Annotated in this window: 13 protein-coding genes; 1 reads left to right on the top strand and 12 read right to left on the bottom strand. The window is 49.3% G+C overall.

All coding sequences use genetic code 11. The annotated features are described in order from the left end of the window. From A7975_RS18555 to citZ, 6 genes are all read right to left on the bottom strand, one after another. Positions 1-957 (bottom strand): sugar kinase, encoded by a 957-nt coding sequence (locus A7975_RS18555; protein ID WP_065386089.1) that lies wholly within the window; start codon positions 955-957, stop codon positions 1-3. 43 nt (positions 958-1,000) lie between these two features. Beyond that, on the bottom strand, positions 1,001-1,429 hold the full coding sequence (locus A7975_RS18550) for a hypothetical protein (protein WP_053374733.1): 429 nt from the start codon (positions 1,427-1,429) through the stop codon (positions 1,001-1,003). A gap of 214 nt (positions 1,430-1,643) precedes the next feature. Then, positions 1,644-3,797, bottom strand: coding sequence for a DNA helicase RecQ (recQ, locus tag A7975_RS18545; protein ID WP_065386088.1), 2,154 nt, complete (start codon positions 3,795-3,797; stop codon positions 1,644-1,646). A 99-nt stretch (positions 3,798-3,896) separates the two neighbouring features. Then, complete coding sequence (gene mdh, locus A7975_RS18540; RefSeq protein ID WP_053374731.1) at positions 3,897-4,841, bottom strand: malate dehydrogenase; 945 nt, start codon at positions 4,839-4,841, stop codon at positions 3,897-3,899. 479 nt (positions 4,842-5,320) lie between these two features. After that, on the bottom strand, positions 5,321-6,616 hold the full coding sequence (icd, locus tag A7975_RS18535; protein WP_053374729.1) for an NADP-dependent isocitrate dehydrogenase: 1,296 nt from the start codon (positions 6,614-6,616) through the stop codon (positions 5,321-5,323). A gap of 128 nt (positions 6,617-6,744) precedes the next feature. Beyond that, positions 6,745-7,857 carry a citrate synthase gene (citZ, locus tag A7975_RS18530; protein WP_053374728.1) on the bottom strand — a complete coding sequence of 371 codons (1,113 nt, stop codon included), beginning with the start codon at positions 7,855-7,857 and terminating at the stop codon, positions 6,745-6,747. A 310-nt stretch (positions 7,858-8,167) separates the two neighbouring features. Between citZ and A7975_RS18525 the strand changes: the two genes are divergently transcribed. After that, positions 8,168-9,715: a Ppx/GppA phosphatase family protein gene (locus A7975_RS18525; protein WP_053374727.1), complete on the top strand. Its 1,548-nt coding sequence runs from the start codon at positions 8,168-8,170 to the stop codon at positions 9,713-9,715. On the opposite strand, the gene ppk1 is transcribed toward A7975_RS18525, so the two are convergent. From ppk1 to accD, 6 genes are all read right to left on the bottom strand, one after another. Further along, a complete protein-coding gene (ppk1, locus tag A7975_RS18520) occupies positions 9,687-11,753 on the bottom strand; it encodes a polyphosphate kinase 1 (protein ID WP_053374726.1) in 2,067 nt (688 codons plus the stop codon). The genes A7975_RS18525 and ppk1 overlap by 29 nt on opposite strands. Before the next feature lie 205 nt (positions 11,754-11,958). Then, the gene (locus A7975_RS18515) at positions 11,959-12,351 is read right to left on the bottom strand and encodes an FxsA family protein (protein ID WP_065386087.1); all 393 of its coding nucleotides are present in this window, start codon (positions 12,349-12,351) and stop codon (positions 11,959-11,961) included. A 65-nt stretch (positions 12,352-12,416) separates the two neighbouring features. Next, a complete protein-coding gene (locus A7975_RS18510) occupies positions 12,417-12,899 on the bottom strand; it encodes an acyl-CoA thioesterase (RefSeq protein ID WP_065386086.1) in 483 nt (160 codons plus the stop codon). 128 nt (positions 12,900-13,027) lie between these two features. Further along, on the bottom strand, positions 13,028-14,782 hold the full coding sequence (pyk, locus tag A7975_RS18505) for a pyruvate kinase (protein ID WP_065386085.1): 1,755 nt from the start codon (positions 14,780-14,782) through the stop codon (positions 13,028-13,030). Between the two features lie 93 nt (positions 14,783-14,875). Next, entirely contained in the window at positions 14,876-15,946 is a 1,071-nt protein-coding gene (locus A7975_RS18500; protein WP_053374722.1) for an acetyl-CoA carboxylase carboxyltransferase subunit alpha, read from the bottom strand. Continuing rightward, entirely contained in the window at positions 15,936-16,805 is an 870-nt protein-coding gene (gene accD / locus A7975_RS18495; protein WP_053374721.1) for an acetyl-CoA carboxylase, carboxyltransferase subunit beta, read from the bottom strand. Before accD ends, A7975_RS18500 begins: the two co-directional genes overlap by 11 nt. Positions 16,806-16,836 lie beyond the last annotated feature (31 nt).

Here is a 16,836-nt window from a genome sequence, read left to right as displayed (position 1 = left end):
TCAGCGCTCCACCCAAGCTTTAGCGGACATCCGCTGCTGGACGACATCCCACTCCGGCAGCGCTTCCCAGTCTCCACGCATTTGTACGACTAACGATCCATTGATGCTGGCAAGGCGCACCGCTTCAACAGGGGTTAGTCCCTTCATAATGCCAGCTAAGAAGCCCGCACAGAAGCCATCTCCCGCGCCTACCGTATCCACAACCTGTTCAGCAGGATAAAATGGCAGGCTTTCCTCTTGGCCGTTATTTAATACAACTGTCGTATCGCCTCTGCCTTTGATGATCGAGACTGCCTTCAATTTATTCAGCTCGCCTTTGACATACTCATAGTCATCCGTGTTATACAATAGCTTAAGCTCATCCCAGCCCGGCAAAAAATAATCCGCATCCGCAGCAAGCGGCAGAAGCGTCTCGCGCGCTTCCTCAATGGACCACAGCTTTAGGCGCAAATTCGGATCAAAGCTGACGAGCACGCCCGCGTCTTTGGCGATATCGACTGCGCGGCGCAGCGTCCTGCGGCAATCCTCGCTGAGCGCTGCGGTAATGCCGGTGACATGAAGCAGCTTTGCTCCGCGGATATAGTTTTCGTCAAGCTGCTCCGGAAGCATGCGGCTTGCGGCCGAATGCTTCCGGAAATAATGGACGGCCAGCCGGCCCGCAACATGCTCGCGGAACATCATGCCCGTCGGCGCCTCGGCGCTAAGCTGGGCACGGGACACGTCTACACCTTCACCGCGCAGCGTTTTCAAAATGATTTTGCCGAATGGATCGTCGCCAAGTGCTCCAAACCAGCCTACGGACGTGCCAAGACGGGCAAGTCCAATTGCGACATTGCTTTCCGCTCCGCCGAAGCTTTGTTCAAGCGTCGCAGCGCGTTCGATTGACTTATGCTCCTGTGGCATAAATAGAGCCATTGATTCGCCAAACGTTACAATTTGCGGCGATGATTCATGCACGTTGCAATCCCCCTACAGCGTTTTATAATCTAAGTATTTACGATTAGCCTTGAAGCATCGGAAACTTCATGAAGTAGATAATAGCGATATACAGCACCAAAACGATGATGCTCATAACGCGTGCTTTGTTAATATGTGCGGTTGCGCTTTTCCCGTCTTGAATCGAAGCAACGACGAGCTTAAGCGGTTTGGAAATGATCCCGCCAAGTGCGGCAATGCCAAGGAAAAGCACGATAATAATAACCATCCATGCTACGCTGTAATCAGCCTGCGACATCAAGTAACCGCCAGTTAGCAGCTGCAAAACAAGGAAATACTGGGCAATGCGATTAGCTGACAGCAAACCGTCCGCAAGGCCGCCTTGTCCGACTCCAGCAAGCTTGGATGCTCTTCCAACCATGATCGGAAGCACGATATAGAATCCCATCCCAACTGCTCCTAACACATGCAAAAACAACATTACTTTAAACATGATTAACTCCTCCTGTTTTGGTACAGCGTAATCAACGACCCGCTATTGCCAAAATCGTATCTAACAAATAGTTTATCAGAAACGAGATTTTTTTCAAATGATCACGCTATCAATCCGTTGATTTATAGCCTTTTTTGCTGATTTCATGGCGATTCGTTCCCGAAGTTTTCACACTTTGCCATTTGTGCTGTCTGACAAGCTGTTCCGAGCCGGTTTAAGCTTTAAATCCATATTTACTCATAACCCCATGAATGGCGAAATAAGTCACGTCCTCAGGCAATGCGTCTTTAATTGGCCGCAGCTTTTCATTCCCAAGCTCTCCGATCGCTTCTACGATCAGCTGCTCGTATTCGGCAGGAATAATGCGGCTCCAATCAATCTCTTCTCCCTCGTCGGCGCAGCGAATTAAATGCCCCTCTACCGTTACCTTGCTCAGCCCTCGCTCCTTGGCAATCTCATCTGGCTCCAAGCCTGCTTGAAACCGGGCAAGCGTAGTCAAATAACTAGGCTCCTCGTCGCTTGATGACCGTTTACCGGAAGCGGCAGTCTCCTTGGATGCTGCCGCAACGTTTGCGGCCGGCTGCCCCTCGCCGCCAAACGAATGAATGACGGCAAGCAAGCCTTCGCCGTATTTCTCCGCTTTCGCGGATCCAATCCCTTTCACCCCTAACAGCTGATCCACCGTTTGCGGCTGTACGTTGGCAATTTCTCGAAGCGTCGCGTCAAAAAACAGCATGAACGGCGGCACGCCTTCCACCGCTGCTTTCTCTTTGCGCCACTGCTTAAGCGCATCGAATAGCGGAGAAGCATTCGCGTAATCGGCAGATGCCGTTTGCCGGACAGTCGCACGTACTCTTTGCATAATCGGTTCGCGGCCTTCTAAGACCGGCAGGGCATTGGCGGTTAACGATACGACTGGATATTGCCCGTCGCTTAGCTTTAAGTAACCTTCCGAGACGAGCCAATAAAGCCAATCCGCGATTTCCTTCTCCGGCAAATGGCGCATCAGTCCGTAGGTCGACAAGCGGTCAAGCCCGAATTCAAGCAATCGTTTGTCGCGCGAGCCTTTGAGCACCTTCGCTGCCATCGTAACGCCGAAGCGGCCTTTCATTCGCCCGACACAGGAGAGCGCCATCTTCGCCTCCTCCGTCCGGTTAACCGGCTCGCTCTTATCCAGGCAGCTGCTGCATTTGCCGCATGCCTCTACGCCGGTCTCGCCAAAATAATCGACGATAAACTGCTGCAAGCAGCGCTGCGTTCGGCTGTAATTCATCATCGTATGCAGCTTGGAGAGCTGAATCGACTTGCGGTCCGTATCCCCGGTGCCTTGCTCAATCAGGAAGCGTTGAACCTGCATATCGGCTGGCTCGAACAGGAGAATACATTCACTTTCCTCTCCGTCCCGTCCCGCGCGGCCCGCCTCTTGGTAGTACGATTCAATATCGCTGGTCATTTGCCAGTGCAGCACGTAGCGGACGTTCGGTTTATCGATTCCCATGCCAAAAGCGTTCGTCGCGACCATGACGCGAATATCATCAAACCTAAACTTCTCTTGCGTATCGGCACGCTCTACATCGGAGAGACCTCCGTGGTATTTCCCGGCTTGTATGCCTCTGCTCGTAAGCTGCTCATATACATTCTCGACTTCTTTTCTTGTAGCCGCATAAATAATGCCCGATTGCTCCTTGCGCTCCGCTACATAACTCTCAAGAAATTTTTTCTTGTCTACGCCCGTTACGACGGAGAGCGATAGGTTCGGCCTAGCAAAACCGGTTACGAAAACGCTCGGATCACGAAGCTTGAGCATTTCTGAAATATCGAGCGCAACCTCGTTGGTTGCCGTAGCCGTAAAAGCAGCCACAAGCGGCCGATCCTTCATTCTCGCAATCCATCCTGCTAGCTGCCGGTAGCTTGGCCTAAAGTCATGTCCCCATTGAGATACGCAGTGGGCCTCGTCTATGGCGATAAGAGGGATCTGCAGCTGCTCGGATAGCGACTGGAACATCGGCGCATCAAGCCGCTCAGGCGCTACGTAAAGCAGCTTATATTCGCCCTGCATCGCGCTTCGCATCACATCCCGGTATTCCGCCGCTCCGAGCGAGCTGTTTAGAAACGCTGCAGATACCCCGACACGCCTTAGCGCATCCACCTGATCCTTCATGAGCGATATGAGCGGGGATATAACAAGCGACGTTCCCGGCAGCAGCATCGAAGGAATTTGATAACAGATCGATTTACCTCCGCCTGTCGGCAAAATAGCCAGCGTATCTCGTCCGTTCAATATGCCCCCTATTATATCCTCTTGTCCCTTGCGGAAGGAGTCATAGCCGTATACTCGTTTTAAAGCTTGCCTCGCTTGTTCGATCACTGTTCATCCCTCCTCTGTAAAAATAAACAAGAGGACCCTGGCAGCATTCTGTCAGGGTCCTCCCAAACGCATTCATTTATAAACAGCGAGCAAGCCCGCTTATTCGCCTGTTACGATTTGAATAACGCTGCGAACGGATTGAGCGGATTTATCAAGCGCAGCTTTCTCTTCGGCTGTCAGATCAAGCTCAAGCACTTTCTCGATGCCGTCGCCGCCAATGATTGTTGGAACGCCCATAAACAGGTTTTCATAGCCGTACTCGCCTTCAAGCAAAGCGATAACCGGTATGATCCGTTTTTTGTCTTTCAGGATCGCTTCAGTCATTTGAACAAGCGAAGCTGCAGGCGCATAATAAGCGCTGCCGTTGCCAAGCAAGTTTACGATTTCGCCGCCGCCAACGCGAGCGCGCTGTACGATTGCTTCAATTCGTTCAGCAGAGATAAGCTTCTCGATTGGAATGCCGCCAACGTTCGAATAACGAACGAGCGGAACCATATCGTCGCCATGTCCGCCAAGCACGAAGCCGCGAACGTCTTCAACCGATACGTTAAGCTCTTGCGCAATAAATGTGCAGTAGCGAGCCGTATCAAGAACGCCGGATTGGCCGATTACGCGGTTTTTTGGGAAACCAAGCGTTTGGAATGCCGCGTAAGTCATAGCGTCAACCGGGTTGCTCAGGATGATGACATAAGCGTTAGGGCTCGTCGCTTTGATGTTTTCGCATACGGATTTCACGATGCCAGCGTTAGTGCTGACAAGGTCGTCACGGCTCATGCCCGGTTTACGGGCGATACCCGCTGTGATGATGACAACATCGGAATCCTTTGCATCTTCATAGTTGGAAGTACCGATGATGTTAGCGTCTACTCCAAGTACCGGAGTTGCTTCAAGCATATCAAGCGCTTTACCTTTTGTTGGGTTTTCAAGCGGCGCGATATCAACAAGAACAACATCGCCAAGTTCTTTTTGAGCAAGCATTAATGCCGTAGTAGCGCCTGTGAAGCCAGCTCCTACGACGGTAATCTTTTTACGCTTAATAGCCATCTTGTAATTCCTCCCGTATCATTGCTTATTTTAAAGGGGAGACCCCTTTGACCCCCTTTTTTTAAGGGAGCCAAAACTCCAAAGTGCGTTATCGAACCCTCCTAAATCCTCCCTTCCAAGGGAGGACCCCAAGGCGCTGCGCCCTCTGGACACCCGCTAATTGGACTAACGTAGGAGAAAGACCGGTGCGTTTGCGCTGCTTTGGAGCATGGATCGCTTTCGTCCCTGCTGGACACGCTTTACGATTGTGCGTGGAGGGGAATCTGTCCCTGCGGGACGCGATTCCGAGACCTGAGGGACACGATACCAAGACCTGCGGGACGCGATTCCAAGACCTGAGGGATGCGATACCAAGACCTGCGGGATACGATTGCAAGACCTGAGGGACGCGATACCACCAAGACCAACACATAAAGAAAAAGCAAGCCATACAAAGATTATGGGGATCAAACGGTTCCCTTATTCAGCGGAAGATCAAACTACATGTTTTTGATGATTTCGTCTGCGAAAGCGGAACATTTAACTTCTGTTGCGCCTTCCATCAAGCGAGCGAAGTCATAAGTTACGGTTTTGTTGTTGATCGAAGCTTCCATACCTTTATAGATAAGGTCAGCCGCTTCTTGCCAGCCTAGGTGCTCAAGAAGCATTACGCCGGAAAGGATTACGGAACCTGGGTTTACTACGTCAAGGTCAGCGTATTTAGGAGCTGTGCCGTGTGTAGCTTCGAAGATTGCATGACCAGTCAAGTAGTTGATGTTAGCGCCTGGAGCGATACCGATACCGCCAACTTGTGCAGCTAGTGCATCGGACAGGTAGTCGCCGTTCAAGTTCAATGTTGCGATAACATCGAAGTCAGTTGGACGTGTAAGCACTTGTTGCAAAGCGATGTCTGCAATAGCGTCTTTAACGATTAGCTTGCCTGCAGCTTCTGCATCTTTTTGTGCTTGGTTAGCAGCGTCAGTGCCTTGAGCTTCTTTAATGCGGTCGTATTCGCCCCATGTGAAAGTCTCGTTAGCGAATTCTTGCTCAGCCACTTCGTAGCCCCAGTTTTTGAACGCGCCTTCTGTATATTTCATGATGTTGCCTTTGTGTACAAGCGTAACGGATTTTTTGCCGTGTTTGATCGCATACTCGATCGCTGCGCGAACAAGACGTTGCGAGCCTTCTTTGGATACTGGCTTGATGCCGATACCGGAAGTTTCAGGGAAGCGGATTTTGTTAGCTCCCATTTCTTTTTGAAGGAACTCGATTACTTTTTTCACTTCTGCGGAACCTTCTTGGTACTCGATGCCCGCGTAGATGTCCTCCGTGTTTTCACGGAAAATAACCATGTCAACCAGCTCAGGACGTTTTACTGGGGAAGGAACGCCAGTGAAGTAACGTACTGGACGCAGGCAAGTGTAAAGATCAAGCTCTTGACGAAGGGCAACGTTCAAAGAACGGATACCGCCGCCGATAGGCGTCGTCAAAGGACCTTTAATGGCTACGATATATTCACGGATTGCTGTTAGTGTATCAGCAGGCAACCACTCGCCGTATTCGTTGAATGCTTTTTCGCCGGCAAATACTTCGTACCAAGCGATTTTTTTCTCGCCGTTGTAAGCTTTTTCTACCGCTGCATCAAGCGCGCGCTTCGAAGCTTTCCAGATGTCGCGGCCTGTGCCGTCGCCTTCGATGAAAGGAATGATTGGGTTATTAGGTACCTGTAGTACGCCGTTATCAATTGTGATTTGCTCGCCTTCTGTTGGAAGCGCGAATTTTTCGAACTGTGCCATGAATGAAATCCTCCTTGGAATGGTACCTGCCAGTTGCAGGTATGTATTAGTTTTATATCACACTGGTCGCGGAGAACGACAGCCCGTTCGCATTCGTCCTCCTTAACCATTGTATCTTAAATGAACGATTAACGCTGCTCGATTGGAATGTACTTCGCGTTAACTGGCCCTACATAGTCCGCACGCGGACGAATCAAGCGGTTATCTTGATATTGCTCAAGGATATGCGCGCTCCACCCAGATACACGGCTGATCGCAAAGATTGGTGTAAACAGGTCGCGTGGGATTTCAAGCGTCGTGTATACGGATGCGGAGTAGAAGTCAACGTTTGGCTTCAAGCCCTTTTGCCCAGTTACCAATTCTTCGATTTTGACAGACATTTCGTAAAGCTCCATATTGCCTGTCAGCTTGCCGAGCTCGCGTGACATTTTTTGCAAATGCTTCGCGCGCGGATCGCCGTTTTTGTAAACGCGGTGGCCGAAGCCCATAATTTTAACTTTGTTCGCAAGCGCGTTGTTAATATAGCTCTCAACGTTAGCTGCCGAACCGATTTCTTCCAGCATCACCATAACCGCTTCATTGGCGCCGCCGTGAAGCGGGCCTTTCAAAGCGCCGATCGCGGAAGTTACGCCCGAATAAATGTCCGACAATGTTGCTACAGTAACACGCGCAGCAAACGTCGAAGCGTTCAATTCGTGGTCAGCATGAAGAACAAGCGCTTGATCAAGTGCCTTAACAGCTACTTCAGCAGGCTCGTTCCCAGTAAGCATGTACAAGAAATTATAAGCGATTGATACGCCTTGCTTAGGCGCTACCGGTTCTTTGCCTTGACGAATACGCGCAAAAGCAGCAATAATCGTAGGCAGCTGAGCCTGCAATTTGATTGCTTTCAATTGATTCGCTTCAGGAGTCATATCGTTAGCGGAGCTATCGTACAATGCTAGGCTTGATACTGCTGTGCGCAGTGCAGCCATCGAGTTCGTGTCTTTTGGATATAGTTTAATTTGATCAAGTACGCCTTGTGGAACTGCTGCATATTGATCGAGCTGCTTTTGCAGACCATCAAGCTCGGAACGATTAGGTAATTTACCGTACCATAGCAAGTATGCGACCTCTTCAAAAGTAGCGTTTTCTGCAAGATCGTCAATATCGATTCCACGGTATGTCAGTACGCCATCAATAATCGAGCTGATGGACGACGCCGCGGCGACAATTCCTTCCAAGCCTTTAGTTGCTGTCATCGTTCTCTCTCCTTTAACTTGGATATCTTTGTTAACAATAAAAAAGGTTCGTTATTTGTACCATCACCTTTAATCATAAATGATTTTGACAGTGAAGTGAACAAATAGAGACATAAAAATGATTTATCGACATCATTAATAATTTTTTCGATTAGGCTTTTCCTGCTTTGCGTCATATGCTCCAGCTGCATTTTTCCCTATTCGTTCTATTTTTAGCCGCAGCATAAACTATTTTTACAGAAACGAATATAGTGGTAAAATGTCACAAAGAGAACTTTCTGAGCAAAATTTGCCGCATTGGAGGCGCTACATGACTGAACAACGCATCGGAATTATTGACATAGGCTCCAACTCCGTCCGGCTCGTCGTATACGAGAGGACTGCAAATGGTGCTCATCGAGTGGCTGATAGCAGTAAACGGCCAGCTAGGCTAAGCGAACGAATTGATGAAAACGGCGAACTGCCGGGGACAGCAATTGAGGAGCTAATCGACACACTGACCCATTTTACCATGATTTGCACACATAATCATACAAGCAATATTCGCGCGGTCGCCACGGCTGCTATTCGGAATGCCAAAAACCGTGCAGCAATTCTGCATCGCATAAAAGCAGAAACCGGCTTAACCATCGAATTGTTATCCGGCGAAGATGAAGCGTCCTACGGTTTTCTCGGCATGATCAACTCGCTTAATATACGGGACGGGTTTTTAATCGATATCGGCGGCGGAAGCACCGAGCTCTCTTTGTTCCGCAACCGCGCGCTCGTTCGCTCGGTTTCCTTTCCGTTTGGCTGTGTAAGCCTTAACAAGCGCTTTTGCGGGAAAGGATTGCTGCAGGACGATGATTTACGAGCGTTAGAATCACTCGTGACGGATGCCATTCGGAACGAGCCTTGGATCGGCGAAACGCCAGGGCTCCCGCTTGTAGGAGTAGGCGGTACCGTTCGCGCGCTCGGCAAAATGCATCAGGCTGCTTATAAATACCCATTTCCGCAAACGCATAACTATCCCGCGACACATGAGCAGGTCGATGAGCTGTTCCATCAAATGCGCAAGCTGCCGCTTGATAAGAGGCGCAAGCTGCCAGGCTTGTCCAAAGACCGCGCCGACGTCGTAGTGCCTGGCGTTGCTATTTTGCGTGTTTTGTTCCGGGCAACAAAATCGGCATATTACCGAATATGCGGTGCCGGCCTGCGCGATGGCTTGTTCCACGCGACTCGTTTTCCGAATCACCCGAAGCAGGATGATGTACTGAAATTCAGCCTAAGAAATTTGAGCGCCCTGCATCCGGCAGCGCCGAAGCAGCATGTGCTGCAGGTTAACCGGATAGCGCTTGAGCTCTTCGATGTGCTGAATTATGTACACCCTTTGCCGCCTCAAACGCGGGTGCTGCTCGATACAGCATCTCAGCTGTTTCGCATCGGCGCTTCCATCGATTATTACGAATATGCGAGACACTCGTTTTATCTCATCATCAATTCCCAGCTAAACGGGCTTACCCACCGGGAAATTATTATGACAGCTGCTATCGCTTCATATAAAAGCAAAGGCCGAGCTCGCCAGCACATATCCGAATACAGGGAGCTGCTTAACGAGAGCGACCTCGAGGTTATCTATAAGCTTGGTTCACTGCTTCAGCTGTCAGCGGCGCTCGATCGAACGGAGACGCAGGCGATCGCACAGCTGAACGTACAACTATCAGGCAACCAGCTGCTGCTGCGGCCCATTCAACCGCGCGGAACGCTCGCTGTCGAGCGCCGCGAGGTCGAGGAGCTAAGCTCCGAATTCAAGAAGCTGTGGAATGTATCGCCGATCCTCGACTATACAGCTATGCATGCCCCTTCCACAACGATATAACCTTCGCCTCAAATTGACTGCGGAACGGCTGCTTATTTTCACTGGAAATGTGTTCATAAGTACCGTTCGACTGCAGCTCGCGAGCCTTCACATTATCATTGATATTAAGCTCGAGCATCTTGATTAAAATTTGCCTAAGCGTCGCATCAAATACAGGGCATATCAGCTCGATCCGCCGCGTTAAGTTGCGAGTCATCCAGTCCGCGCTCGATAAGTAAACTTCCTCTTCCCCGCCATTGTAAAAATACATGATTCTGGCGTGCTCAAGGAAGCGGTCAACGATGCTGATCACTTGAATATTTTCACTGCGTCCTGGCACGCCCGGCCGCAAGCAGCAAACTCCCCTAACGATAAGCACAATTTTCACGCCGGCTTGTGAGGCATCATACAGCTTGTCGATCATTTCTTGGTTCGATAGCGAATTCATCTTCGCGATAATGCGCGCCGGTTTTCCCTCAATTGCATTCGCTCTTTCCCGGTCAATTAGCCGGTACAGCTTTTCCTTCAAATCCGAAGGCGCAACGCCAAAAGCCTTCCACTCATATGGCGTTGAATAGCCGGTTACTTCGTTGAACAGCGCCGATGCGTCCCCGCCAATAATGGGATGGGAAGTAAATAGTCCAATATCCGTATACAAGGTAGCCGTACTGTCATTGTAGTTGCCCGTTCCGACATGGACATAACGCCGAAGCGTGCCTTGCTCACGACGGACGACGAGTAAAATTTTGGCATGTGTCTTTAAACCGACTAATCCATAAACAACATGACAGCCTGCTTTCTCCAGCTGGCGTGCCCATGCGATGTTTCTTTCCTCGTCAAACCTCGCCTTAAGCTCCACGACGACCGTTACCTGCTTGCCTGCTTCGCCAGCCTTGGCAAGCGCTTGGACAAGCGCAGATTGGCCGCTGACGCGGTACAGCGTCATTTTGATCGCAAGCACATCCGGATCATAAGCTGCCTGCATGACAAAATCATTAACGGCGTCAAACGACTCGTATGGGTGATACATCAACACATCGCGTTGACGGATAACCTCGAACATATCGTCCGTATCATCAAATTCCCTTGGATAGACAGGCTCCAGCTTCTCATATCGCAAATTATCATTGCCTGGTACGGCGCCTGCGAACTTCATCAGGAAGCTCAAATCAAGCGGACCGTCAATTTCGAATAAATTATCTTCAATTTCCAGCTCTTCCGTAAGCATGTCGAGCGCATAGGGATGCATGCCCTTCGCCACCTCAAGCCTAACCGGTATGCCCCAACGACGGCGGCGCAGCTCCTTCTCGATCTCCTCTAGCAGATCCTCTGCATCCTCCTCATTCAGCGTAATATCGGCATCGCGAGTCAGCCTGAACGGGTTGACGGAAAACGGAATATAACCATTGAATAACGTATCAATGAATTGCTCGATTAAATCCTCAAGCAGGACAAACTCCGTCTTTTTGCTGTTAATTCTTCCCGGAACGGGAACGAACCTCGGCAAAATGGATGGTACCTGCACGATAGCAAAGAGCGGCTCCTCCTCAGAAGGATCATCCTCTCGCCTCAGCAGCACAGCTAAATAAAGCTCTTTCGTATGTACGAGCGGGAAAGGCCTGCTCTGATCAACAGCCATCGGCGTAAGCACAGGAAATACAATTTCGTGAAAATAATCCGAGACCGCCTTCGTTTGCGTTGCATTCAGCTCATCGATCGAACGGATAAAAATCCCTTCGCGGCTTAAGCTGCGAAATACTTCTCTGTAAGTACGGTATTGATCATGAACCATTTGCGTAGCTCGCTTAATCAATCTTTTCCATAGGCCCGACGGCGTGTAGCCGGTAAAATCGGTTTTCGATAAACCTGCTCTCATCTGCATTTGTATGCCTGCAACCCGCACGCTCATGAATTCGTCCAAATTGCTGGATACAATCGCCAAAAACTTAGCTCGCTCCAGCAAAGGATTGCTGAGATCCTGGGCCTCTTGAAGAACTCTTCGGTTGAACTCGATCCAACTTAAGTCACGGTTTACATAGTTGGACAAAAGCTTGGTCATTTCTCACGCCTCCTGAGTAATTATGCGAAATAATCACGGTTCTAATGTGTACGTTTCTTTTTGCAGATCCATTCCGCTTCGCAAGCTTTAATACGAGGCAGCGTTAAACATATCTTCAAAAGTGACAAGAAACGACATATATCTATTTTATTATGAAGCATGACTATTATTGCCATGTTAGCCTTTTGTAAAGGTAACGTAAATATTAGAAACGGCCGATTTTAAAATTGCCGTTTCTCATTCTTTTTTCCAGCCAATGCAGCATCATTTGCCTATAAAAGACACGTGTTGCCGGAATGAGCAGCGTGACGCCCACGATATCGGAAATAAACCCGGGCATGAGCAGCAATAGTCCACCTGCCAGCACACACAAGCCGTCCAAAATCGACTGGCCGGGAATTTGTCCCGCTTGCATTTGACGCTGAGCCTCGCCCCATACTCGCCGCCCTTCCGCGCGAGCCAGATATGCGCCTGCCAATCCCATCACGATCAGTATAAAAAAAGTATTCCAACCGCCGATCCAGTTGCCAACCGTAAAAATACCAATCAGCTCAACGAGCGGAACGACAATAAAGACAGCGAGCAGCCATTTATACATGATTTGACCTCCTAAAAGTTTGCGATGCAAACTTACTTCGTAAGCATAGACATTGCGGAGCAAACTTACTTCGCAAGCGTACTCTTCGTTTGCAGCAGCCCATAGAGCTCCGGCATCACCTTATTTAAGCGTGCAGGCTGCCACTCCGTGTTTACCCATACATGCTTAGTGCCGCCCTCGACTAACAGTTCTCCTGGCAGCTGTGCGTTTGCTTCAAGCTCAAAAGCATGGAACTCCGATGGCGTGACCCTTCTAATTTGCGACTCAAAAGTAAGTCGCACGGGAGAGAAGTCGGCTACCCGTGTACATACAAGAACCGTATCGTCATAACGCGCGGGCAGCAAATAACGGCAATGCAAATCCACGACAGGCAGCAGCAAACCGCGTTCCTCGATCGCTTTATAATGGTAACCAGCATTCCTTATCCATTCCGTACGTCCAATTTCAAACCAAGTTACATAATTTCCATGAAAAACGACACCCATTTGATCGGTTTCCTGATAGCGAACGCGAATGGGATGCATAAACCAGCCAGAAGCAGCAAGCATGACAGATCCTCCCAAATTCCATATACAATAAGCTTACATAAATCCTATGTAATTAGCAAAAAGCGAGGGTGTAAGCACCCCCGCTTCAAGCTTCTATCCATTATAGTTGGTGAAAAAGCGCTGTTTAATTACAGTACTTTTGATTGGCCGTGATAAATGACGCCAGTTTCGCCATAGATGGTTACTTCCATGCCATCTTTAAGCAATTCTGTCGCATTTGCGATTCCAAGAATAACTGGGATTCCAAGGTTAAGGCCTACTACTGCAGCATGGCTAGTAATGCCGCCTTGCTCTGTAATAACCGCTCCCGCTTTCTCGAATGCAGGCATATATTCTTTGTCTGTCGAGATCGTAACCAAGATAGAGCCTTCAGTCGTTTTCGCGAGTGCCTCTTCTGGCGTACGAGCTACAACGATTTTACCGATTGCCGTTTGGCTTCCGATGCCTTGTCCTTGTGCCAAAAGCTCACCGATGTGGTGAATTTTGATCAAGTTCGTCGTGCCGGCGCGGCCAACAGGAACGCCTGCTGTAATGACAACTGTATCGCCAAGGCTTAGGAAGCCTGTGCTCATGCCGCCTTTAACCGCATTTTCAAACATTTCGTCCGTCGTATCAGCATCTGGACCAAGTACCGCTAATACACCCCAAATGAGTGATAGACGACGCAATACTTTCTCATCAGTTGTTACTGCGATGATTGGAGCTTTTGGCTTGTACTTCGATACCATGCGAGCTGTAAAGCCGCTTTGTGTAGAAGTAATGATCGCTTTTGCGCTTAGATCAAGAGCGGAGTTAGCAACAGCTTGGCTGATTGCTTCTGTAACGGATGTTTGTTGTGCATTAGCTTGCTTAGTGAAAATTTCACGGTATTCCAAAGCCGCCTCAGCGCGCTCTGCGATACGTGCCATTGTTTGTACGGATTCAGTTGGGTATCTTCCTGCAGCCGTTTCGCCGGATAGCATGATTGCATCTGTACCGTCAAAAATCGCATTTGCAACGTCACTCGCTTCTGCGCGAGTTGGACGCGGGTTGCGCTGCATGGAATCCAACATTTGTGTAGCCGTGATTACTGGTTTGCCTACACGGTTACCTTTTCTGATCATGTTTTTTTGCACGAGCGGCACTTCTTCGGCTGGAATTTCTACGCCTAGATCGCCACGCGCTACCATTAGGCCGTCGGAAACCTCAAGAATCTCATCAAGATTGTCTACGCCTTCTTGGTTTTCGATTTTGGAGATGATTTGAATATGACCCGCATTGTGACGCTCAAGAAGCTCACGGATTTCAAGCACGTCGCTCGCTTTACGCACGAAAGAAGCTGCGATGAAATCTACGCCCATTTCGATACCGAATACGATATCATTCGCATCCTTCTCTGTAATACCAGGAAGTGAAATTTTCACGCCGGGTACGTTAACGCCTTTTTTGCTTTTAATTGGACCGCTATTTACGATACGGCATACGATTTCAGTTCCGTGAACCTCTTCAACCGTCAATCCGATCAAGCCGTCATCGATCAAAATAGTCGAACCAATTGTTACATCGTTTGGAAGGTTATTGTACGTAATCGGAACACGGTTGCGATCGCCCAAAATATCTTCCGTTGTAAGTGTAACCGTCTCGCCTTGGTTCAATTCGATAGGCTCTTCTTTCAGCTTGCCAAGACGAATCTCAGGACCCTTCGTGTCAAGCAAAACCGCTACAGAAGTGCCAAGCTCGGCATTTGCAATGCGGATATTTTTGATACGATTGCCGTGCTCTTCGAAATCTCCGTGGGAGAAGTTAAGACGGGCTACGTTCATGCCGGCATGAATTAGTTTCTTTGTATTTTCCAACGATTCGCTGGATGGACCGATAGTACAAACGATTTTAGTTTTACGCATGTTAAGTTTCCTCCGTATATTGCCTGAATTCTATTCTATACTGACATGACACCCCACTGCTTGTACAGTGAAATAATCAATTTTACATATAATTTACTGAATCGTAGTAGTTGCTTCAGCCGTTTGCACGGAAGATTGATCCGCAGCATCAGCCGCTTCGCCAATATTGGCGTCACTAACCGGCGCGCTTGGCGCTTCGTGCGGCTCATCAACCACCTTGAACTGGCCGATCTTACGGAATTTATTATAGCGATCCTCGATCAACTGCTCAGCGTTCATTTGCAGGAGCTCTTGAAGATGCACCCATAGCTTTTCCTTAATTTGCTCCGCTTGGAACGCCAAATCCTTATGAGCGCCTCCTTGCGGTTCTGCAACGATATCCTCGATCACGCCAAATTCAAGCAAATCCTTAGCTGTAATCTTCATAGCTTCAGCAGCTTGATCCGCTCTGGAGGCATCCTTCCACAAAATAGAAGCTGCTCCGTTTGGTGAAATGGCGCTGTAAATCGCATTTTCCAACATAAGTACACGGTTGCCCACGCCTAGCGCCAAAGCGCCGCCGCTGCCGCCTTCACCGATAACGATACAAATGATAGGCACGCCGAAGCCGGCCATTTCCCGCAGGTTGCGCGCAATCGCTTCCGATTGGCCGCGTTCCTCTGCAGTTTTGCCCGGATAAGCACCCTTCGTATCAATAAAGGTAATGATTGGCCGCTTGAACTTGTTTGCTTGCTCCATTAGCCGCAAAGCTTTGCGAAAGCCCTCTGGGTGAGGGCTTCCAAAGAAGCGAGCGATGTTCTCGCGCGTATCCTTGCCCCGTTGATGTCCGATTACGGTAACCGGAACACCGTTAAGCTTGGCAAGCCCGCCAACGATGGCAAGATCGTCCGCAAACAGACGATCCCCGTGCAGCTCCATATAATCTGTAAATACCGTTTGAATGTAGTCAAGCGAAGTCGGACGCTGGTGATGACGCGCCATATGCATTTTTTGAGCCGGAGACAGCTCGCTATACAGCTCTTCTTCAAGCTGCTTGCACTTTTGCTCCAGACCTAAAATCTCTTCGGTGAAGTCAATACCCTTCTCCACGCTCAAAGTCTTCAGCTCGGTAACCTTCTGCCGCAAATCATTCAGCGGTTTTTCAAAAGGCAGCTCACCCGCCATAGGATGTTTCCTCCCTTACGCAATGCATATCGAGCAGCTTTGCTAACGTAGGCTTCATATCTTTGCGGTGTACGACTTTGTCCAATTGGCCGTGCTGCAAGTTAAACTCGGCTGTCTGGAAGTCATCCGGCAGCTTCTGGCGAATCGTTTGTTCGATGACAATCCGACCGGCAAAACCGATCAACGCGCCAGGCTCGGCCAAATTGTAGTCGCCCAAGCTCGCAAAGCTTGCCGAAACCCCGCCTGTAGTAGGATCGGTAAAAATTGAAATAAACAAACCACCTGCGCCTTGAAATTTCGAAAGCGCCGCGCTCGTCTTAGCCATTTGCATTAAGCTCAAAATACTTTCCTGCATGCGGGCTCCGCCGGAAGTAGAGAAAATAAGAAGCGGCAGCTGCTTGGCATGAGCCGCTTCGATTGCTCTAGTAATCTTCTCCCCAACTACGGATCCCATACTGCCGGTGAAGAAATCAAAGCTCATTACTGCAACGACAACCGGAAAACCGCCGATCGTTCCTTCCCCTGTTACGACAGCATCGCGAAGATTTGACTTGCTCTTCTGCTGCTCAAGCTTGCCGGCATAACCAGGGAAGTTTAGAGGATCGACGGATTCCATATTCGCATCGTATTCTAACAAATGTCCTTCATCAAGCGTCAATGCTATACGCTCCCATGCGCTTAGCCGGTAATGATGGCCGCAGGAAGAGCATACTTTTAAATTTTTTTCGAGCTCTTTGCTGTACTGAATGGTGCCGCATTTGGAGCACTTATTCATCAAGCCCTCTGGAACTTCCCGCTTGCGGGGTTCCGATGGTATAGTCGCATATTTCTTCTTCGTAAATAAGTCCTTTATTTGCACGTGTGACACCTCTCAAGGCGCAATAGTATAG

The organism is Bacillus sp. FJAT-26390, from assembly GCF_001682865.1.
Lineage (GTDB): Bacteria > Bacillota > Bacilli > Paenibacillales > Paenibacillaceae > Pristimantibacillus.
Note: the sequence above shows the minus strand (reverse complement) of the source record. Positions and strands in the feature narration are given on the sequence as shown.

Bases quoted from the DNA above. Each gene is read 5' to 3' on its own strand.
- A7975_RS18550 (WP_053374733.1), bottom strand. From the start codon at position 1,429: ATGTTTAAAGTAATGTTGTTTTTGCATGTGTTAGGAGCAGTTGGGATG.
- mdh (WP_053374731.1), bottom strand. From the start codon at position 4,841: ATGGCTATTAAGCGTAAAAAGATTACCGTCGTAGGAGCTGGCTTCACA.
- icd (WP_053374729.1), bottom strand. From the start codon at position 6,616: ATGGCACAGTTCGAAAAATTCGCGCTTCCAACAGAAGGCGAGCAAATC.
- citZ (WP_053374728.1), bottom strand. From the start codon at position 7,857: ATGACAGCAACTAAAGGCTTGGAAGGAATTGTCGCCGCGGCGTCGTCC.
- A7975_RS18525 (WP_053374727.1), top strand. From the start codon at position 8,168: ATGACTGAACAACGCATCGGAATTATTGACATAGGCTCCAACTCCGTC.
- ppk1 (WP_053374726.1), bottom strand. From the start codon at position 11,753: ATGACCAAGCTTTTGTCCAACTATGTAAACCGTGACTTAAGTTGGATC.
- A7975_RS18515 (WP_065386087.1), bottom strand. From the start codon at position 12,351: ATGTATAAATGGCTGCTCGCTGTCTTTATTGTCGTTCCGCTCGTTGAG.
- A7975_RS18510 (WP_065386086.1), bottom strand. From the start codon at position 12,899: ATGCTTGCTGCTTCTGGCTGGTTTATGCATCCCATTCGCGTTCGCTAT.
- pyk (WP_065386085.1), bottom strand. From the start codon at position 14,782: ATGCGTAAAACTAAAATCGTTTGTACTATCGGTCCATCCAGCGAATCG.
- A7975_RS18500 (WP_053374722.1), bottom strand. From the start codon at position 15,946: ATGGCGGGTGAGCTGCCTTTTGAAAAACCGCTGAATGATTTGCGGCAG.